General features: G+C 59.1%; 16 protein-coding genes. 13 read left to right on the top strand and 3 right to left on the bottom strand.

Annotation, left to right across the window (positions count from 1 at the left end):
- The first annotated feature begins 56 nt into the window (after positions 1-56).
- The 4 genes from HNE_RS08020 (at position 57) to HNE_RS08005 (ending at position 4,006) form a co-directional block, all read left to right on the top strand.
- Entirely contained in the window at positions 57-731 is a 675-nt protein-coding gene (locus HNE_RS08020; protein ID WP_011646633.1) for a Fe2+-dependent dioxygenase, read from the top strand.
- A 153-nt stretch (positions 732-884) separates the two neighbouring features.
- Entirely contained in the window at positions 885-1,622 is a 738-nt protein-coding gene (locus HNE_RS08015) for a superoxide dismutase (protein ID WP_011646632.1), read from the top strand.
- A gap of 90 nt (positions 1,623-1,712) precedes the next feature.
- Complete coding sequence (locus HNE_RS08010; RefSeq protein ID WP_011646631.1) at positions 1,713-2,450, top strand: hypothetical protein; 738 nt, start codon at positions 1,713-1,715, stop codon at positions 2,448-2,450.
- A gap of 26 nt (positions 2,451-2,476) precedes the next feature.
- Complete coding sequence (locus HNE_RS08005) at positions 2,477-4,006, top strand: type IV secretory system conjugative DNA transfer family protein (protein WP_160162612.1); 1,530 nt, start codon at positions 2,477-2,479, stop codon at positions 4,004-4,006.
- Positions 4,007-4,088: 82 nt separating this feature from the next.
- Here HNE_RS08005 and HNE_RS08000 read toward each other — a convergent pair whose 3' ends face one another.
- On the bottom strand, positions 4,089-5,057 hold the full coding sequence (locus tag HNE_RS08000; RefSeq protein WP_011646629.1) for an NAD(P)H-dependent flavin oxidoreductase: 969 nt from the start codon (positions 5,055-5,057) through the stop codon (positions 4,089-4,091).
- A gap of 226 nt (positions 5,058-5,283) precedes the next feature.
- Between HNE_RS08000 and HNE_RS07995 the strand changes: the two genes are divergently transcribed.
- From HNE_RS07995 to HNE_RS07980, 4 genes are all read left to right on the top strand, one after another.
- Complete coding sequence (locus HNE_RS07995) at positions 5,284-7,167, top strand: acetyl-CoA hydrolase/transferase C-terminal domain-containing protein (protein WP_083759050.1); 1,884 nt, start codon at positions 5,284-5,286, stop codon at positions 7,165-7,167.
- Positions 7,168-7,494: 327 nt separating this feature from the next.
- On the top strand, positions 7,495-8,121 hold the full coding sequence (locus HNE_RS07990) for an ANTAR domain-containing response regulator (protein WP_049755076.1): 627 nt from the start codon (positions 7,495-7,497) through the stop codon (positions 8,119-8,121).
- A 386-nt stretch (positions 8,122-8,507) separates the two neighbouring features.
- Positions 8,508-11,147 (top strand): TonB-dependent receptor plug domain-containing protein, encoded by a 2,640-nt coding sequence (locus HNE_RS07985; RefSeq protein ID WP_011646625.1) that lies wholly within the window; start codon positions 8,508-8,510, stop codon positions 11,145-11,147.
- Positions 11,148-11,290: 143 nt separating this feature from the next.
- Entirely contained in the window at positions 11,291-12,136 is an 846-nt protein-coding gene (locus tag HNE_RS07980) for a sulfite exporter TauE/SafE family protein (RefSeq protein ID WP_011646624.1), read from the top strand.
- Between the two features lie 89 nt (positions 12,137-12,225).
- Here the strand turns inward: HNE_RS07980 and HNE_RS07975 are convergent, their stop codons facing one another.
- Together HNE_RS07975 and HNE_RS07970 are read right to left on the bottom strand one after the other, a co-directional pair.
- Entirely contained in the window at positions 12,226-13,314 is a 1,089-nt protein-coding gene (locus tag HNE_RS07975; RefSeq protein WP_011646623.1) for a Leu/Phe/Val dehydrogenase, read from the bottom strand.
- Positions 13,307-13,711, bottom strand: coding sequence for a hypothetical protein (locus HNE_RS07970; protein ID WP_233352023.1), 405 nt, complete (start codon positions 13,709-13,711; stop codon positions 13,307-13,309). Before HNE_RS07970 ends, HNE_RS07975 begins: the two co-directional genes overlap by 8 nt.
- A 20-nt stretch (positions 13,712-13,731) precedes the next feature.
- Here HNE_RS07970 and HNE_RS07965 point away from each other — a divergent pair, with 20 nt between their 5' ends.
- From HNE_RS07965 to HNE_RS07945, 5 genes are all read left to right on the top strand, one after another.
- Positions 13,732-14,217: an Lrp/AsnC family transcriptional regulator gene (locus HNE_RS07965; RefSeq protein ID WP_011646621.1), complete on the top strand. Its 486-nt coding sequence runs from the start codon at positions 13,732-13,734 to the stop codon at positions 14,215-14,217.
- A 211-nt stretch (positions 14,218-14,428) separates the two neighbouring features.
- Positions 14,429-16,798 (top strand): TonB-dependent receptor, encoded by a 2,370-nt coding sequence (locus HNE_RS07960; protein WP_011646619.1) that lies wholly within the window; start codon positions 14,429-14,431, stop codon positions 16,796-16,798.
- Positions 16,799-16,870: 72 nt separating this feature from the next.
- Positions 16,871-17,974, top strand: coding sequence for an N-acetyl-D-Glu racemase DgcA (gene dgcA / locus HNE_RS07955; protein ID WP_233352022.1), 1,104 nt, complete (start codon positions 16,871-16,873; stop codon positions 17,972-17,974).
- Entirely contained in the window at positions 17,971-19,107 is a 1,137-nt protein-coding gene (locus tag HNE_RS07950) for a DUF819 domain-containing protein (RefSeq protein WP_011646617.1), read from the top strand. The genes dgcA and HNE_RS07950 overlap by 4 nt, the downstream gene beginning before the upstream one ends.
- Before the next feature lie 32 nt (positions 19,108-19,139).
- Positions 19,140-21,110, top strand: coding sequence for a serine hydrolase domain-containing protein (locus HNE_RS07945; RefSeq protein ID WP_049755074.1), 1,971 nt, complete (start codon positions 19,140-19,142; stop codon positions 21,108-21,110).
- Positions 21,111-21,179 lie beyond the last annotated feature (69 nt).

The following is a 21,179-nucleotide window of genomic DNA, read 5'->3' as shown; positions in this document are numbered from 1 at the left end:
TTGCAGTTAAAGCAAAGATGCCGTGCCTGCAAGGGCGGGCACGTAGAAGGTCGCACATGATTGTCATTGAAAATATTCTTGGCCAGGACGTGCTGACCGAAGTTGCCGCAGCGCTCAGGGAACTGCGCTGGGAAGACGGACGCAACACGGCTGGCGCAACTGCCCGCCGGGTGAAACGGAACCAGCAAGCCGACCTTTCCAGCCGGACGGGTTCCAAGGTGCGCGAGGTGCTGCTGGAGGCCGTAAAGCGGCACCCCGTTGTGGAGGCATATGCACGCCCGCTGAAATTCGCGCCGCCCCTGATCAGCTGTAGCGGTGAAGGCGACGCCTATGGCTTGCACATCGACAACCCCGTGATGGGCAAAGGCGACGCGCGGCTACGCACGGATCTTTCCTTTACGCTCTTCCTGTCACCGCCTGAGAGCTATGACGGGGGGGAGCTTGAAATCGAAACCGTGTTCAAAACAGAATCAGTCAAGTTACCCGCCGGGAGCATGGTCATATATCCGTCTACGGAATTACATCGTGTGACCCCTGTTACATCCGGCGAACGCTTTGTGTTTGTGGGGTGGATTCAAAGCGCAATAAAAGACGCCGCGCAGCGCGCTATTCTCTTCGATGTCACCAATCTGAAGGCTGGACTTGCGCGCCGCTTTCCGCCGGGATCGCCGGAGCTGCTGACCTTGGCAAAAACGGAGTCCAACCTGATAAGAATGTGGTCTGACATTTAACGCGCGACCCGGCTGTTTCAGTGACACTTGCGGCGCCAGTCGAAAATTCATCCGTGACCTCGCCGCTCAAAGCCCCCATATGAACTTGACCATGCGCGTTTCACGACGCCTGCAACGTTTCAAAAACGTCCTTCAGATCAGGGAGAAGATCATATGTACAGAACACTCGCTATTGCTACAGCCGCGCTCGGCGCAGCCGCCTGCACGACCGTAACCTCCACCGCGCTTGCCAGTGAACCCGCAGCGCCTGTCGCCACTGAAACATCCGCCGCCGCTATCACATACACCCTGCCGGACCTGCCCTACGCGTATGACGCGCTCGTGGGCTCCATTGATGCGCAGACCATGGAAATTCACCACAGCAAGCACCACGCAGGCTATGTGAATAACCTCAACGCCGCACTGGCCGATGATGCGGCGCTCGCGTCGCAACCGCTTGAAGACCTGCTGGCGAATGTATCCACACATTCCACCGCCATCCGCAACAATGGCGGCGGCCACTACAATCACACCCTGTTCTGGACGCTCATGGCGCCCGCGGGTGAAGGTGGCGCGCCGTCAACTGAGCTGCTTGCCGATATTGATGCGACCTTCGGATCGCTGGACGCTTTCAAGACCGAATTCAACAAAGCCGCCACCAGCCAGTTCGGCTCCGGGTGGGCGTGGCTTGTCGTTACCGATGACGGGCTGAAAATCACGTCCACGCCCAACCAGGACAACCCATTGATGGATGTCGCCGCTGTGCAAGGCGAGCCGCTCCTGGCTGTCGATGTCTGGGAGCACGCATATTATCTGAGCTACCAGAATCGCCGTGCCGATTATCTCAAGACATGGTGGAACGTCGTGAACTGGAACGAGGTGAACAGCCTTTACGAAGCGGCTAAGTCGTAAATCTGACCTTCTCCGGGGAGGCCATTCGGCCTTCCCGGCCCCAATCTTCTGATAGTCAACGGAATTTCGCTTGCTATAAATCTCGGCAAGATGACCCCGGCCCAGATCGAACACCTGAGATTTAACCTCTCCCAGCCACGCAATTCGGATTGGCCAGCGCCCCCTGTTGTGCCTGGGCATTGGCGCGATCTTTCAGGCGATCTCGCGCTGAACACCATCATCGCCATCTGCGAATGGCTGGAAGACGAACGCGACATCAGCAACCTTGCCGCCGACTGGAGCATAGACCGGGCGCGCGTCCGATCGCTCACCTGCTATGAGGACACCATGCTGGTGGAGCTCGGTGGCCATGCCGGATACGGGCGCGCCGGCCTTCTGAACGTGATTGTGCATGATGAAGGCATGGCGCTGCTGAATGGCTCCTCAGCGGCCATACACGAACTCAACGCAGAATTGGCGCCGCTTCTCGGCGAAACAGACCGTCGGCTGGAATATCTGAACCTGTTCATGAACTGGGTACGCGGTACCAACGGACGATTTCAACCGATCGACAGCATGGCCACACTTCAACAGAGGCTTCTTCCGGATGCGGCGGTATCTTTGGAAGCGATCCCGCTATCGGCATTTGAAGAAGCTCCGCCTGCAGAAGGCGCAGACGTGCTCGCTCAGTACACAGGTACAGTGCTTTATGGGGAGGCCCTGTTCCGGTCTGTCATGACGGTTGACCGGCGCGGGCATGTGGAAATGATTGAAGATGAAGAACTGATGGCGGGATTGCCGGTGCGCGAGGAAAGTCTCGTAGGCCCGATGATCATCAGCCGGATTTGATCGCGCGGGGAAACATGCTGGATCTGGTGTCTATTCAAACAAAACTCGAACTTCCATCAGATGTCGGCGGCAGCGGCCTGCTGGTGGGCTGGTCCATGGAGCTTGAGCACAAGCGGACACCGATCGGTTTCTCGTTCGGAGATCCCGACTGCACGCCGGCAACCGGATATATTGACCCGATCCTGATGGAGCTTGAGGGACACCTCATGACCATCGCGCCCACCGGCGCGGGCAAAGGCGTCGGCTGTATCGTGCCGGCGCTGCTGCGCTATGACGGGCCGCTGATCGTTATAGATCCGAAAGGCGAAAACGCGCTGATAACGGCGCGCCGGCGGAGAGAGCTTGGCCATACGGTCGCGATTATCGATCCTATCGGTATTACCGGCCTGCCATCAACGCCGCTGAACCCGCTCGATCTGCTGGATCCCTCCAGCCCGACGCTTGTCGATGATGCGATGGCGATCATTGCGACAATGATCGACAGCCGATTGGGCCGGAACGCCAGTGATGGTGATTACTGGTCTGAGCGCGGAGCCACGCTCGTGCTGGGCGTTATCCTGCATGTTGTCTCGGACCTGCCTTCTGACCGCCGCCACCTGGGTACGGTGCGCGAACTCGTGGCGCAGGCGATGGGCGAGGCTGGGGTGTATTCCCAGATGGCGGAGAATCCGGCGTCCGCGCCCTCAAGCGCCAAGACGGTGCTCGGCGCGCTTGAGCGATCACGCAATTCCGAGGCGGTGCGGATTGGACAGATGTTGCGCCTGGGCGCGGTTTCGACGCTGGGCGGTATTCTCTCTTTTGCCCAGTCTATCGTGGAAGTGGCGCGGGGCGACGCAATCACCAAAAGCCTCTCCTCGACCGGGTTTGATCTGGACGCGGTAACGCGCGGCGATCCGCTGTCGATCTACCTTGTCCTGCCTCCGCACATGCTCGACAGCCACGGCAAGCTGCTCCGGCTTTGGGTTCACACGCTGATGACGCTGATCACACGGCGCAACGCCCGGCCCAAGAAATCGACCTTATTCCTGCTGGATGAGGCCGCGCAGCTGGGCACGTTCACGCCGCTGCGCCGGGCAGTGACGCTGATGCGGGGTTATGGGCTGCAGACGTGGAGCTTCTGGCAAGACCCGAGCCAGCTGCGCAATCTCTATCCGGATGACTGGCAGACGATGGTGAACAATTGCCGGGCTGTGCAGTGTTTTGGGGCGAACACGATGCTGGCGGCTGAAGCAATGGCCGCAATCGTCGGCTTCCGGCCCGCCGACCGGCTGCTGGATCTGGCGGACAATGAAATGCTGCTTCAATTGTCTGGGGACGCGCCGGTGCTGGCCCGCCTGCCCAGCTATCTGACGGACCCCGCGTTTGCGGGAACTTATGATGCCAATCCGTTTCATGATCCGAGCCGCCCGGTGATGCGGCCTGCGCCGGCGGTGGAGCGTGTTGTGGTCCGCCGCCCCAAAGGACAGGCCAAGACAGAGGCCATGAGCCCGGCCGAGCTGATCAAAGCCCTGAAGGAAAAGCCAAACCCGGACGCTACACCGGGCGCCCAGGACTGATAGAGCCTCAGAATATCAAATAAAAACCGGGCCATGCGAACACAGCCCGGTTTCCAATGAGATATGATCGTCGAAGAATTGCTTACGCGAACTTTGCGCGGGCTTCTTCGAACTGCTTCATGACGTTGGTGACGAGCTCCTGACAGGTCGGGATGTCATGAATGAGCGCCTGGCTCTGGCCGGTCGTCCAGATGCCACCATCCATGTGGCCGTCGCGGAGAACATTTTCGCGGCCGCGGACGCCGGCCATCAGCTCCTTCACGTCAGCGAACGACTTGGTCGGGTCTTTCTGGATTTCAGCGACCTGAACCGAGATGTCGTTCTTGGCGACGCGGGCGGTGTTGCGCAGCGAGCGGCCGACAAGGACGGTGTCCAACTCGTTGTTTTCAACGATCTTCTTTTTGACGTTCTCATGGATCTGGGCCTCTACGGTAGCGCAGAAGCGGGTGCCCATGTTCACGCCGTCAGCGCCGAGTGCGATAGCAGCGGCGAGGCCACGGCCGTCTGCCATGCCGCCCGAAGCGATCACGGGGACATCGACGGCGTCTACGGTTGCCGGCAGCAGAACGATCAGGCCGACATCATCCTCACCGGGGTGACCGGCGCACTCAAAACCGTCGATGGAGATGACATCAACGCCTTTGTTTACAGCAGAAACCGCGTGGCGAACCGAGGTGCATTTATGGATGACCTTGACGCCATGCTCCTTGAAGCGCGGCAGGTGATCGGTGGGCGCACGGCCGGCGGTTTCGACGATCTTGATGCCGCTGTGGATGATGGCTTCGCGATATTCGTCATAGGGGATCGGGTTGATCGAGGGCAGAAGCGTCAGGTTCACGCCGAATGGCTTGTCGGTCAGCTTCTTGGTCTTCTCGATCTCGGCGAGAAGTTCCTCACCGGACTTGAACATGTGGGCGGTGATGAAGCCCAGTGCGCCTGCATTTGCGACAGCTGCAACGAGTTCGCCGTAGCCGACGCCGGTCATGCCGCCCATGCAGATGGGCGTTTCGACGCCGAACATCTCGGTCAGACGCGTTTTGAGTTTAGCCATGTAACTCCCCTTTTTCTGGCTGCGCCGATTTGAGGGCACAGGCCTTGGTTTCACAGATGAGACATGGCACAGCCCCGCAGGCGAGTGGAAGGTATCACCCGGCGGAAGCGAGGGGGCGATTTGCCGTAAAAACCGCGTCACACCGCGTCCAGGATTGGACAAATCGGGACACTTCGGGACAGTTTAGGACAAATCCGGACACTTTGAGACACTTACAGGGGCACGTATGGACGACATGAAACCGCCTTCCGAGGCCCCTCTGCCAGCCGTCCACATGACCGCGGAAGCGTGCGCCCGAGCGGTTGTGGAGCGGGTGGGCAAAGACATCCGGCTGGCCCTTCCCCTGGGTCTCGGGAAGGCAAACCGGCTGACCAATGCACTCTATGAGATGGCCAAGGCGGATGCCTCGATCCGGCTGACGATTTACACCGCGCTTTCGATTGTGCGGCCCAGGCTGCGCGCAGGCCTGGCGGCGCGGTTTGGCGGGCCGGTGGTGGAGCGGCTGTTCGGGGACTATCCTGATCTCGCGTATGCGGTGGACCGGGCGCGGGGCGCCCTACCCGCCAATGTCGTGGTGGAGGAGTTCTTTCTCGCGACGGGCACCCTGCTGGGCAACGAATACGCGCAGCGCCACTATAGCAGCGTGAACTATACCCATGCGATGCGCCGCATCATCTCCGGCAATGTGAACGTGATCGGCCAGATGATTGCCGTACGTGATGGCCGCTACAGCCTCGCCTGCAATACCGATATCAGCCTGGACCTTATCCCCCTGATGCGGCGCAAGGTGGGGGCTGAGAACTTCATCGTCATTGGCGAGATCAATGCCCGCCTGCCGTTCATGCCCAATGATGCCGAAGTGCCGGCGGATGAATTCGACATGCTGCTGGATGCCGGCGCCTATGACCTGGCGGGCCTGCCCGCGCCGCGTGTGGAGCCTGCCAGCCATGCGATTGGCCTGAGGGCCGCGCGTCTGGTTAAGGATGGGGGCACGCTTCAGATCGGGATCGGCTCGCTTGGCGATGGCGCCGCGCAGTCTGTCCTTCTGCGCCATACCCGGCCGGAGGCATTCCGGGCGGCGGTGGACGCGCTTTCAGGGCCAAGCGGCCCGGTTGAGGAAGGCGGTGAGGGCCGGTTTGACGACGGCCTCTACGGATGCACGGAGATGTTCACGCAGGGCATGTTCGAACTGCTGCGGGCCGGTGTGTTCTCGCGGCGCATTCGGGACGGGCAGACTGTGACGATTGACGGGGGCTTTTATCTTGGTCCGCAGAATTTCTATCAGGACCTTCGGGACGCGCCGGACGACCTTCTCTCGCAGATCAACATGACCAGTGTAGCGGATGTAAATGCCCTCTATGGCGATGAAATGGTCCGCCGCCGGGAACGGGCTCATGCCCGGTTCATCAATATTGCGATGAAGGCGACGTGCCTGGGCGCCGTGACATCCGATGCTCTGGAGGATGGCCGCGTGGTGAGCGGGGTGGGCGGACAGTATAATTTCGTGGCGCAGGCGCACGAACTGGAAGATGCGCGCTCGATCATTCTGCTGAAGGCGGTGCGCGAGAGCGATGGCAAGGCCGAATCCAATATCGTGTGGTCCTACGGGCATACGACGGTTCCGCGCCACCTGCGCGACATCATCATTACCGAATATGGCGTGGCAGACCTGCGCGGAAAGACCGACGAAGAATGCGTGCGCTGCATGCTGGCGATTACCGATGCGCGCTTCATTGACGGGCTGGTTCAGGAAGCGATAGCGGCCAGAAAGCTGCCCCGAGATTTTGTGGTGCCGGCAGCATGGCGGGCCAACACATCTGACGCCCTGGCGAAGACCTTGGCCCCGCACATTCTAGACCTGCCGCCCTATCCCTTCGGCAGCGAGTTGACCGGCATCGAGCAAAGACTTGCGCCCGCCCTTAGTCATCTTTCTGCGCAGACACGAACGCCCTTGATGCGCGCGCGGTATGTTCTGGGCGCCCTCCTCTCATCGCCCAGCCCCACAGACTACCAACCGCATTTGCAAAGGCTCAATCTGGAGCGGCCTGCGAATTTGACCCAATGGCTTTGGCAAAGGCTGGTGCTTCGAAGCCTTGCGCAGACTTCATGACAGGCGAGCCGGGAGGCCTGCATTGATCGGACCGGTTGGGTGACCTTGTAAACCGGCACCTGGTTACGCGCGCCTAAAGTTTGACTTGCATCCATCAATTGGCGCGAATTTTCAGCAGCCAGGTCAAATACTGCGTGAACTTCGTCCATTTGCCCTCAGCAACAGCCTCTGTGGCGCGCGCCCCGATTGCGCAGGGCGGCGGCACTACAGAACGTTGAACGCGGATGCCCACGCTTGCTGTGGTGGGCTGGAGGGAAAAATGCGTTATCTGGTATCTGCCCTGAGCGACGCCTGCCCGCCCCGCCGGAATTAGGGAGGGCCCGAGGCGTGTCAGACGGGTCTTTCAATCTTCCCTCTACGGACGCCAACCCAGCCTCGCAGGGGGTCTATCTCGTGATCGCCCATCGCGAAGCGGACAGGGCACAGATCATGGCGGGCCTCCCTCAAGGCGCGATTGTTCATCTGGCTCCTGCTGAAGAGAACCGGGCCTTGCCGGCGCAGGTTGAAACCGTTCGGCCGGACATGCTGATCGGCGCGTGTGAGGTGCCCGATGATACGTTGCTGGCCGCCTTTCGCATGATTTCCGAGGCGTCACCCCTGCCGGTTGTTCTGTTTACGGAGAAGGACCGAACACAGATGGCGCACCGCGCGCTCGCCGCCGGTGTGAGCGCTTATATTGTCAACGGACTGACCGCCGAGCGCATTCTGCCGGTAACACAAGTTGCCAGAGAGCGGTTCAGAATGACGGCGGCCCTGCATCAGGAACTCAGGAAATCTCGGGAAGAGCTTGCGGCACGCAAGGTGATTGAGCGCGCAAAAGGCCTGCTGATGGAGCGGCGGGGTATGAGCGAACAGGCAGCCTATGAGGCGATGCGGCGCCTGGCCATGAGCAAAGCTCGCCCCCTGAGAGAGATTGCGGAGCTCATTCTCTCGGTATCCGACATTCTGCCCTGATTGCTACAGATACGGCCTGCGCGAAATTCGTGCGGCAGTGCAACATTACTGGGCCGCGATGATCGAAGCGACAAAATGTTGGCTCAAAATCATTGCGGCTCATGACAACCCCGGCCTTTCTTGAGGTGTGTTCAATGAAGGACACCCGGCCGCCAAGACGGCCGGCATTCTGGCGACACAGGCGGCGCCAGCCGGACATGCTTCAAAGCGCAGAGGCCGGACTTTATCGCAATTTGTACGTCCGCTTACAGATTACCTAGCGGTGATCTCACTACAGCGGACTGTGTTCAGCCAAGCCTGCGGAAGCGGGCGGGCTATCGCCGATCGGTCCTGCGGGGATGCACCGGACCTGGCGATGGTCAAAACTCGGACGAGGGGTATTTTCAATGAAGCATTCGTTGCGCGCCTATCTAATGGCATGTGCAGTCGGGGTCAGCGGCCTGATGATGGGGCCGCATGCAGCGGCGCAGGAGCCTGCCGTTACCGAGAATGAAGACGAGGCAGCCTCCATTCAGGAGAAAATCGTTGTTACAGGAGCGAGGGGCCGGCCGCGCACAATTGCCGACTCGGCCGTTCCGATTGACGTTCTCAGCAGCGACGAGATCATTGATGTACCGTTCACGGACGCAAATGATATCCTCAAGACTCTGGTTCCCTCCTACTCGCTCGCGCGCCAGCCTATTTCTGATGGCGGCACGTTCATTCGCCCGGCGAGCCTTCGCGGCATGCCGACCGACAAGACACTGGTTCTGGTCAACTCCAAGCGCCGCCACCGCGCCGCGCTTGTTTCTATCGGCGGATCGGGCACTCAGGGGCCCGACATTGCCACCATTCCCGCCATCGCGCTGAAATCCGTTGAAGTATTGCGCGACGGGGCCGCAGCGCAATACGGATCGGACGCCATCGCAGGGGTGATCAACTTCATTCTGAAAGATGCCCCTGATGGGGCAATGCTGACAGCCGAGATGGGCCAGTATTACGAAGGCGACGGGTTCCAGACCACCTTCGCCGCCAATTTCGGGGCCGCGCTGGGAGAAGCGGGTTTCTTCAACCTGTCTGGCGAAGCGTCAGATCAGTCCTCGACACACCGGGGCGTGCAATATTGCGAAGATTATTTCTGTCTTGATCCGACCGACCCTCGGTATAGCGCGCCGTCTGATGCGTATTACGAAGCAATGATCGCGAACTCGCAGGAATTCCACGGCATCAGTGACGCGCAGCAATGGGGACAGCCAAACGCCGACGCAATTCGTATGTTCCTCAATACGGGCTATGAGCTTTCGCCCAATGCCTCGCTTTACGCATTCGGGAACTATTCCAAAAGCTCTGCCGACGGCACATTCTTCTATCGTTATCCCGGCAACGGCACGATCGAGGATCTGCGCGAGGCCGATGGTTCGATCTACAGCCCGCTTGAAAAGTTTCCGGGCGGCTTTGCCCCCAGGTTTATCGGCGATGTGATTGACTATTCTTTCGTGGGCGGTCTGAAAGGCGAAATCTGGGATGGGTTTACGTATGATCTCAGCGGCCGGCTGGGCAATTCCAAGGTCAAGTACACGCTCACCAACACGATCAACCCGTCGATGGGACCGGATTCTCCGACGGAATTTCAGCCGGGCGATCTGATCAACGAGGAGATACAGTTCCAGGCCGATTTCGGCAAGGAGTTTGAGCTTGGTCTTGCCGAGCCGGTGCTGTTTGCTTTCGGGCTCAGCTATCTGGATGAAACCTATGAAATTGTTCAGGGCGCGGAAAACTCCTACGCAGCGGGTCCATATGCCGTCAGCGATCCCTGGGGACTATGCACAGGCGAAGATGAAGCAGCCGTTCCAACCGCCGCGGGCGCGCTGGTCATTGCCAATGGCTCTACGCTGAATTGCGCGGACTCGGATGATCCGGTCTATCAGATCGTGGGCGTCGGCGCGAACGGGTTCCCTGGCTATTCTCCGGAATTCTCAGGCGAGTATGCGCGGGATTCCTTCGCTGCTTATGCCGATGTCAGCGCAGACATCACCGACCGGCTGTTCCTTCAGGGCGCTGTTCGCTTTGAAGATTATTCGGACTTCGACTCCGAAGTGGTTGGCAAGGTCGCGGGCCGGTTCAACCTGACAGACGCAATCGCCCTGAGGGGATCGCTTGGCACGGGTTTCCGCGCGCCATCGCCGGGCCAGCAGGGAACGACCAACGTTTCCACCCGCCTTCCCGATGGCGTTCCGGTTGCAACCGGCCTGTTCCCAGCCGGCGGGCCCATCGCCGCTGCGTTGGGCGCCGAACCGTTGGCCCCAGAAAAGTCGGTCAACTACACGCTGGGCGCGACGGGCAGTTTCGATGCTTTCTCGCTCTCCATCGACTATTACCGCATTGATCTTGAAGACCGGATCAATGCGATCTCCACACAGACTGTTTCGACAAATCCGGGAGCGGGCCCCTCTTACGACAACTATCTCAGCCTCGTTGAGGCAGGCGTTGTCGGAGCAGAGACGATTGGAGGCGTGTTCTACTTCCAGAACCTGTTTGACACGAAAACTGAAGGGGTGGACGTCGTTGCGACCTATGCGCTGGGCTGGGCGAACGGGGCGAGCACCAGCCTCACGGGCTCTGTGAACTACAACAAGACGGAATTCGATGGGGACGTTCCGAGCGTGTTCAATGCGGAAAGCCAGTATGACTTTCTGGAGGGCACACCGAAATGGCGCGGCGTGTTTACGGCCAAGCACGAAACCGGGCCGTTCTCGCTCCTCGCCCGCGCCAACTATTACGGGTCCTCGACCAACTCGAACAATTCCGGTCTGAATGGCGCACTGGAGTATCAGGAATTCGACCCTGTGATCCAGGTCGATCTGGAGGCAACCTACACCTTCGACGAGATGTACCGTATCTCGCTGGGCGCACGCAACATCTTCGATCAGTATCCTGATGAAAGCACCTTGCGAGGCGATAGCTGCTGCGGCCGCCTTTATCTGTCGGACTCCGTCGTCGACTGGCAGGGCGGATATTACTACCTCAAAGGCGTGGTGGAGTTCTAAGGAGCAATCCCGGCGAAACCGCCAAGACGCAATCGCTGAAATTTACGGTGAGGGGGAGGCGAAAGCCGCCCCCTCCCAACCGTTTGAAACGGGCCAGCCCGAACATTTTTCTCAAAGATACACAGGGATACCGACAGAACATCATGCTTGGTTCTGAAGCCGATTTCGTCCAGGTGGTACAGCTGATCAGCGTACTGCTTGTGGCAGGACTTATTGCCGGATTTGTTGCGGGCCTTTTCGGCATAGGCGGCGGCTTCGTTGTGGTGCCTGCCCTGTTGCTCGTATTTGAATTTTTCGGGGTCGCTCCTCAAACTACGACACATATTGCCATCGGAAGCTCGCTCGCGACCATTATCGTTACCTCTGCAAGGTCTCTGCAGGCGCACACACGCCATGGCGCGGTGGATTACAAGGTTCTGCGCGACTGGACCCCCTGGCTGATGCTGGGGGCATTTTTCGGCATTCTCCTGGCAAGCTTCATGGATGGCCAGGCAATGAAGTGGATCTTCTCCGGCGGCGTGTTCCTTATGGGATTGCACTTCATCTGGCCCGTCCTTCAGCCCAAGGAGGCGGTGGCGCGTGACATGCCGGGCAGCATGATCCGGGGCGGGATCGCAACCTTTCTGGGTGCGTTCTCAGCCCTGCTGGGAATTGGCGGGGGCACTATCGCCGTTCTGGTCATGACATCCTGCGGGCGATCCATTCACCAGGCGGTGGCTACGGCGGCAGGCTTCGGGATCGTTATCGCCCTGCCCGGCGCGCTCGGTTTCGCAATCCTGGGAATTGTCAGCCATGATGAGCTGCCGTTCGGTTCGTTTGGCTATATCAACCTGCTGGCCGTTGGCGCGATTTCGGCGATGTCGTTCATCACGGCGCCAGCCGGGGCCAAGCTGGCGCACAAGCTCAATGGACCTATCCTGAAGAAGGTGTTCGGCATCTATCTGGTGGCGACATCCGCGATTGTTCTTTTCAACTCGCTTGGACACTGAGCGAGCAACCGTCCGGGTCAATACGGCAACTGAGCCTGCTGCGCGCTCATCACCGGCCTCTGGGCGGTGATGAGGATCATTGTCATGCGCTACACAAAGTTCTCGGCGCGGGAAACAGCCGGACGGCCGGGCTCTGCCTGTCGCGCCGTTTCGATGACCTTGGCGGCCATATGGTCCGCAATCAAGTGAGGCGGCGCTCCCGTCTTCCGCGAACTCAGAAGCACCTGGCATGTCCTGTCAAATATGCGCTCCACATCCGCAAGAACGCCAGCCTGCGAGTGGGTACCAAAATACTCAGCGGCGACCATAATGATCCCGCCCGCGTTGACGAGGTAATCAGGCGCGTAGGTAATCTGACGATCGAAAAGCATCTGCCCGGCTGCCGCGTTCAGAAGCTGATTGTTAGCCCCGCCGACAACAGCCCTGGCGCGCACCTTTGGCACGCTCGCCTCTGTCATCACACCACCGAGCGCGCATGGGGCAAGGATGTCCACCTCCGAGAACAGAATTGTTTCCGCCTCCGCACGTTCGGCGCGGAACTCGTCGCAGATGCGCTCCACGCGCTGTTGATTGATATCCGCCACAATCAATTTTGCACCGCGCTCACTCAGTTCACGGCAAAGATTTGCCCCGACACCTCCAAGTCCCTGCACCGCGACGCGGACCCCCTCCAGCGACCTGGCTCCAAGAACATGCAGGGCAACCGCTTCCATCGCCAGGCGAACCCCTCTGGCCGTGTAGGGCGAAGGATCGCCCCCTACGCCGCCCTCTTCAGATAATCCGGACACGAACTTCGTGCGCGCACCGACCATCTTCATGTCGGAAACCCCGACCCCCACATCTTCAGCAGTCACATAACGCCCGCCCAGGCGGTTCACCGCATCCCCGAAAGCCTCGAAAACGGCCTGGCGCCTGTCGTCTGGCACAGGTCCCAGGATAACGGCTTTGCCGCCCCCCATCTGGAGTCCGGCCAGCGCGTTTTTGTAGGACATACCGCGCGAGAGCCTTAAAGCATCCGTCAGCGCTTTGCCGGGATCCTCATAATGCCAGAGCCTGCACCCACCTCCCGCAGGCCCCAGCGCCGTGGAATGAAGCGCAATAATTGCTTTCAGGCCCGACGCCGCGTCCTGTACGTGCACCACCTGCTCGTGACCGTCATAGCTTTCATGTTCAAACATGGCAGTTCCTCGCTGAATTATGTGATCGCCCAAAGGCCAGAAGTCCCGGCAGGGCTTCAATTTTGGCAAATACCCGCTCAGTGCAGGGAGAGGAGTCTGCGGTCAGCGTCACGACCCAACTATCAGCGGCTTCATCTCGACGGATCAGGAAATCATCGGGCAGACACCCGATCGCCGCAAACAGCTCCAGCATCTTCACGGGCGCAAAAACGCCGCCGGCAAGGATTTCAAGACGCACCCTGAGGGGCTGAACCATCTCATCTCTGGCGCCCTCATCCATTTCAAACCCCTGCAAACCGGAATGCATATTTGTTGCAATATATAGCTGGGAATCCGCGCAATGTGCTTGCTTGCTCTCGATTTTTGAGGATTTAAATGCAACGATATTGCGCGCCATCAGATTCAGGAGCATAAAAATTGACTACCTCCATCGACCGAATTGACCGCCGGATACTTGAAGAGCTCCAGGCCGACGCGAGTCTGTCAGCCAGCGCCCTCGGGGAAAAAGTGGGATTGTCTCAGACGGCATGCTGGCGGCGAGTACAGCGCCTGGAAGAAGAAGGTGTGATCCGGAAAAGGGTCGCTCTGGTCGACGCCAGGGCGGTGGGGTGCGAGACCATCATTCTGGCAAATGTAAAACTAACCGCCCACGGACGTTCCAATCTGGAAGACGTCGCCGAACGTATCCGGGAAATTCCGAATGTACTCGAATGCTTTGTCGTTCTGGGCAGTCAGGATTTCTTCCTGAAGATCGCTGTTAAAGACATTTTCGCATACGAGAAGCTGTTCTTTGAGAAGCTCTCCACGCTCAATGGCGTCGCTGAAGTCCGCAGTTCAGTAGCATTGTCGCAGATCAAGAACGACACCGCCCTTCCTGTAACGGAAACTTCGGGAAAGACCTGAAGGAGGCGCGCAGGCGCTGATAAGGGCTACCGCAGAAGCGAGGGTGCAGATCGCCTTCCATAAAAGTGAGGCAATCGGCGTGCGCGACATCAACCTGCACGCGCCCATTAAGCGGGCAATTCAAAGATCCTCTTCGCTGGGGCCATAAAACTGTTGTAATTTTCAATAACCGTGTCTTATTTTTTAACAGCACCATAAAAGAGAGGACGCTATGCAACAGGGTACGAGGGCGCAGCTGCTGGCTTGCGTAAGCATTATTGGATTGACCTTACCGGCCTGGGGGCAGGAAGAACCCTCCGCACAGGAGCCCTACGTCCTGGACGGTGTTGTGGTTACAGCCCGCTTCAAAGCAGAATCCACGCAGGACATCGGGGCCAGCGTGGCGGCGATCTCTGATGAAGATATTGAACGTCTCGGCATCCGGGATTTTGACGATATCAGCCGACTCGTCGCGGGTGTTCAGAACGTCAAATCGCAGCAGAATGCGAACAATATTGCCATTCGCGGCGTCGTCGATTCAAAGCCGGATGCCCTCTATTCGACCAGCTCTCTTTACAGCATCTTCCTGGATGAGGTGTCAGTCGCAGCGCCTGGCCTCCAGCGTGACTTCAGTTCCGTTGATCTCAATCGCGTTGAGATCATCCGGGGGCCCCAGCCTACCCTTTTCGGTGAAGGCGCTGTTGGCGGCGTCGTTCGCTACTTCACCAATGACCCTTATCTCGATGGCTCAACCGTAACGGGGTATGCCCGCGGCCAGGTCGAATCCATCACGGATGGCGGCATCGCTTATAGCGGTGAAAACGCGACCTCGCTGATCTTTGCGCCGGGAAAGGCAGGCCTTCGGGTCTCGGGCTTCTATCGTAAGGATGAGGGCTTTATCGACAATCCTGCTGAAGGCGAAGACGTCAACGATTTCGACAGCATCGGAGGCAGGGCCGTTCTGCTGGCTCGGCCGACGGACCAGCTTGAGCTGCGCCTGTCGGCCTTCCTGATGCGCGATGAGATGGGCGAATCAAGCCAGGTTGATCCAGGCTCAGACCCGGAAGATCTCATTTTTTCCGCTTCGCCTCTCAGCGGTGTGTACAAGGATGATTTCGACCTCTATTCCGGCCGCATCACATATGACGCCGGCCCGTTGAGCGTGACATCCATCACCGGCCATTATGAGCGGACAAATTCAGAGTCCCGCTTCAGCGCCTCCAATACATTTGGCCTGGCGCCGTTTTTCGCTTCCGATACGCCCGGCACCACAATCGACTCAACCACATTCCAGACAGTCGACCGGGAGCAAAGTCAGTTCTCTCAGGAATTGCGATTTGTCTCCGACTTTGAAGGGCCGCTGAACTTCACAGGCGGGCTTTATTATCGTGACAAGGACATTGAAGAGCGCGCGACGCTGGATTGCGCGGGCTGCGCGCCCGTAACGTCACCTTCCTCACGGTTTCTTCTTGACCAGTTCACCACGACCAACTCGGAACAGTATTCAGGCTTCATTGACGGCACTTACAGCATCACAGACCGATTCCGTGTCATCGCCGGGGCCCGCTATATCGATGATACCGTCAGTGTGAAGCTGGTTACGAACAATGTGATCAATCTCAATCCGAGATTTGATGGCGGCGGAAACATTATTCCCTGGACGGAGTCTGATCCACTCGGGTTTGCATCTCCAATCGACATTCTTGTTGGCGCAGGCTTCGGAGATGAGTTTGAATTCAAGCTGTCCAAAACCCTTCCACGCATCGGGGTGGAGTTTGATGTCAATGACGACATGCTCATCTATGCCAGCGCTGCTGAAGGAACACGCAACGGCGGGATCGGCCAGGCTGTCGCCGCACTGACCACTTCCGGCGGAGATCCCGCGGTCTTTTATGACAATCTGAGCTATGATGCGGACGAGGTTGTCACTCTGGAAGGCGGCATCAAGGCAACCTGGTTGGGCGGCGCGCTCACGACGAATGCCGGCATATTCCAGACCAGATTCAAGGATACGCAGATCCTTGTAATGTTGCCTGCTTCCAATGTGGTGAACGGCCCGGATCAGGATATCATCGGCCTTGAGTTTGAGACGGCTTACCGTTTCAGCGACACGCTTTCCGGTTTCCTGAACGCAACACTTCTGGATACAGAATTCAAAGGCAATTACGCCACTACAAATACGCTTCCTCCGGGCGCATCATCGCCCTTCTATGACCTGAAATCAGGCAATGAAGCCCCCCAAGCGCCTTCGCTTTCCTTCTCGACCGGCTACACCTATGCGCGCCCGCTGAATGATACCTGGCAAATCACATCTTCGGGCGTGTTTCAGTATGTCGGCGAGCGGTACTCTGATGTGCAGAACTATCGGTCTTCGGAGCTTGATCCTCTTGAGATCCTGAACCTGCGCCTCGGACTTGAGAGTGACCGCTGGTCAGCGAGCCTGTTCGCAACCAACCTGCTGAACGATGTCGAAGCCGTTCGTGTGGATGCGAACGTTCTGGCTCAGTCCGTCGGTCCGGATGGCGTTCTGGATTCAGCGCCCATTTCGGTCTCTGTGAACCGGCCGAGGTCGTTCGGTCTCAGTCTCTCCCTGCGCTACTAGTACAGGGGACTTTGTCCGGCATCTGAACCCTCCGGATGCCGGACATTTTTTCATAGAGCATGTCCAGCTGACATGTTTGTCCGCCCTGTCCGCGAACCACTTTGTGTGCTGCCCGCGATCCTCCTTCCACGGAACCAGAATATGAATAGAAGTTTCTGCGCTTACAAAACATCATGGCCCCTGCGCACGCCTATTCGCATTACGGGGCATGTCTTTGAAAAGATCGACATGGTGGTTGTTGAAATCGGGCAGGATGGTCACACCGGCCGGGGCGAGGGCTGCGGCGTCTATTACACCAATGACTTCGCCGATGGCATGCTGGAACAGATCGAGCTCGTGCGCGGAGACATCCTTGCGGGAATGACACGGGAAGAATTGCAGAGCGCCCTGCCCCCTGGCGGCGCCCGCAATGCGCTCGATTGCGCTTTATGGGATCTGGACGCGCGCCTCGATGGACGGGGCGTCTGGGACATGCTTTCGATTTCCCCCGATCCGGTCCGTACTGCATTCACGATCAGCATCAACAGCGCCGAGGAAATGGCCCGGCAGGCCGCCAAAGCTGCTGACTACTCCCTGATCAAGATCAAGCTTGATGCCGAAACGCCCGTGGAGCGGGTCGCGGCCATTCGCGCGGCACGTCCCGATGCAACTTTGATCATCGACGCCAATGAGGGCTTCAGTTTCGCGCAGCTGCGCAGAACGGCAGATGCGCTGGCAGATCTGGGCGTTGCCATGATCGAACAGCCCCTGCCACGGGGCGGCGACAGCGAACTTGAAGGTTATAAATCTCCTGTCCCTCTGTGTGCAGACGAAAGCTGCCTTCACCGCGGCGAGCTTTCCCAGGCGCTTGAGCGGTATGATATGATCAATATCAAGCTGGACAAGACAGGCGGCCTCACCGAGGCACTTGCCCTGGCGGCCGAAGCCCGCAAGGCCGGCAAGGCACTTATGGTAGGCAATATGGTGGGAACATCCTTGTCTATGGCTCCGGCATTTGCGATCGCGCAGCTCTGCGAGTTTGCAGACCTTGACGGTCCGCTTGCCCTCAGATCGGATCTGGTCAACGGACTTGTTTACCGCAAGGGTATGGTTGGACCGCCTGCGCCGGAGTTCTGGGGCGGCCCGCTCGCGCCCAGGCGCCTTGCCGCCAGCCACCCGCCGGAGACGACACATTGATATCACCGGACAATGTATTCGGACTTCTGGCTGTTTTCCTGGTCCTGTCAGCCATAGCGGTGGCCCTGGAGAAAACACCGGTCGGCCGGCGTGTTTCCGGGGTCGGCCTGCTGCTGATCGGTTCCATTCTTGCGGCAAATCTCGGCCTTATTCCGCGTAGCGCGCCTGTCTATGGCGCGATCTGGACCTATCTTGTCCCCATCGCGATCGCCCTCTTCCTGCTGAAAGCAGACCTTCTGAAGATCTTCCGGGAAGGCGGACGGGTTCTCCTCGCCTTTTCCCTTGGAACCCTGGGCGTTGCAGCAGGCGCACTTCTCGGCGGCAGCCTCCTGGATCTTGGTCCGGGCGGGCCTGAGATCGCGGCCGTGTTCAGCGCGACCTATGTGGGCGGTTCGCTGAATTTCGTCGCCGTGGCAGAGGCAATTGGCTTCACCGACAATTCCCGCCTGGCCGCGGCCCTGGCGATAGATAATATTCTCGGGGTCAGCTTCATCATGGCCATGAACCTGCTCGCGGCCTGGCCCGCGCTTCATCGCGCCTATCCGTGGAGAAGCAGCACAATTTTTGAAGGGCCCGATGACACTCAGGCACCTGAACTTTCAGCGATCAGTCTTCAGAGCATCCTGACGTCCCTTGCCATCGCCGCCACCATTGTCGCGGTCAGTATGGCGCTTGCCGACCGGCTTGGTATCACTAGCTACGCCCTGTTGCTTGTGACAACTTTTACCGCCCTGATCGCCACATTCGGTCGCCGCCAGCTTTCCCGTCTTCAGGGCGAAGACCTGGTGGCGATGGTCTTCATGTATATGTTTTTTGCGATTATCGGCGCGGGAACCGATCTGAAGGGTGTGCTTGATGCCGCGCCAGAATACTTCCTGCTCGTCGCAATGATATTCGCGGGCAATCTGCTGGTCACGTTCATCGCCGGATGGTTCCTCAAGCTCAACTATGCCGAACTGATCGTTGCCTGCATCGCCTGTATCGCCGGCCCTCCCGTTGCCGCTGCGATCGCCATAATGATGAAATGGCGCAATCTGGTCGTTCCTGGAATTCTGACGGGCGTGCTGGGATACATCATCGGAAATTTTACCGGCATCGCCGTCTTTCGCCTGCTCGGTGGTACGCTGCCATGAGCCATTGCCCACCTGTTCAGAGAGTTGCCGTTATGACCGGTTCCAAAATCAGAAGTCTCGTTGCCGGTCTTGCGCTTGCGATGCTCTGGACCGCGCCCTCCCTGCCCGGCGCGGCCCAGTCGGAACCGGTCGCAGCGCTGCCGGCAACCGAAGGCGCACAGACCTCTTCACCGAACCTGACCCGCACCGATGTCGACACCTGGCTGGATGGCCTGATGCCTTACGCCCTTGAAGATGGCGGGTTTACCGGCGCGGTCGTGGCAGTCGTCAAGGATGGCGAACTCCTGACAAGCCGGGGTTATGGTTATGCGGACCCTGACACCGGGCGCCGGATGGATGGCGCCGCGACCCTTATCCGGCCAGGCTCAATTTCGAAGCTGTTTACCTGGACAGCCGTGATGCAGCTCAAGGAGCAGGGTCAGGTAAATCTTGACACGGATATAAATCAGTATCTCGACTTCACGATCCCGGACGCCTTTGATGAGCCGATCACGCTGCGCCATCTGATGACCCACACGTCCGGGTTTGAGGAGAGCGTCAAGGATCTGATTGTCAGGGCGCCCAGCCCGGTGCCTGCTCTGGGCGACTATGTCAAAACCCACCTGCCAGAAAGAGTTTCTGCGCCCGGTGAGGTTCCGGCCTACTCGAATTACGGCACAGCCCTTGCGGGCTATATCGTCGAGCGCGCGTCAGGCGAGCGTTTTGACGATTATGTGGAGCGCCATATTTTTGCGCCCCTGGAGATGCAGTCTTCAAGTTTCCGTCAGCCCTTGCCGGCAGAGCTTGCGGACAACATGTCCGGGGCTTTTAAAACCAGAGACGACAACGCAAGCCAGCCTTACGAACTGATTCCGGCTGCGCCGGCAGGCGCCCTCGCCTCAACGGCTGAGGACATGGCACGGTTCATGATCGCCCATCTCAATGCTGGCGCAGGGCTGCTTTCTCCCGAAACGGCCAATGAAATGCAGGCCGCCGCGACTCCCTTTCTCCCGCCTCTCAACACGATGGCCCTGGGGTTCTACCAGCAGGACAGGCTGGGCGTTCGCGCGATCGGTCATGGGGGGGACACGGTCTATTTTCACTCGGATATGTCGCTTTTTCCCGACCACAATGTCGGCCTGTTTATTTCAGTGAACAGCCAGGGTCGCAGACCCGCGCAGTCTCTGCTTCTGCGAGAGCAGTTCGCCTCCAGATTTGTCGAGCGGTATCTGGTGGGCGCCGCCCCCAAGGCAGCTCAGCCCTACCAGCCTGAAGCGGACAACCCTGGGCGCGAGATCGCAGGCGTGTATGAAGTCTCCCGCGCCTCTGCGACCAATTTCATGGCGCTGGGCCGGTATCTCGGACAGGCGCGTATTACGGTCGACGCGCAGGGACGTCTGCACACACCCTTCCTGGGCATACCCGCAATCTGGCAGCCGATTGCGCCGGATGTCTGGCAACGTGCAGGCAGCACGCAACGCCTCGCTGTCTCTTATCGCGACGGGAAGGTTCACCAATGGGCCTATGAACCCGCTTCGCCTTTCATGGTCTATTCGCCCCCGCCCTGGTACAGATCGTCGGCCCTGCTCAACCCTTTGCTGGCGCTCGCACTGCTGGTCTCATTGGCAACGGTTGTCGCCTGGCCCCTCGCCGCTTTCCTGCGCTGGCGTTATCAGCAGCCCTTCCCGCTCACGGGGCACGCAGCGCTCTCGCACCGGCTGGCGAGGATCGGACTGATCTTTGTTCTGCTTTTTCTGATGGCCTGGATGGGCCTGTTCGTTACGCTCGCTTCTGACATAGGGAAACTTACCGCCGCCTCTGATGGCCTGATCCGTTTCATGCAAGGCGCCCAGATTGTCCTCTATGGGGCAATGATGGCGACGGTCTGGAATCTGGTGACCACCTGGTCGGGACGCGCCAGCTGGCCGGCAAGGCTCTGGAGTGTCCTGCTGCCCTTGGCGGTAGGGATCGTCATCTGGTTTGCCGCAGTGACTGGCCTCCTGAGCTTCAGCCTCACTTATTAGGCCCTGCAGCGCATCCGTATGATATTCAGGCCATTGCGACAGGCAGTCTCGCATGAACCCTCTTGAGAT

The organism is Hyphomonas neptunium ATCC 15444 (genome assembly GCF_000013025.1).
Classification (GTDB): Bacteria; Pseudomonadota; Alphaproteobacteria; order Caulobacterales; family Hyphomonadaceae; genus Hyphomonas; species Hyphomonas neptunia.
Note: the sequence above shows the minus strand (reverse complement) of the source record. Positions and strands in the feature narration are given on the sequence as shown.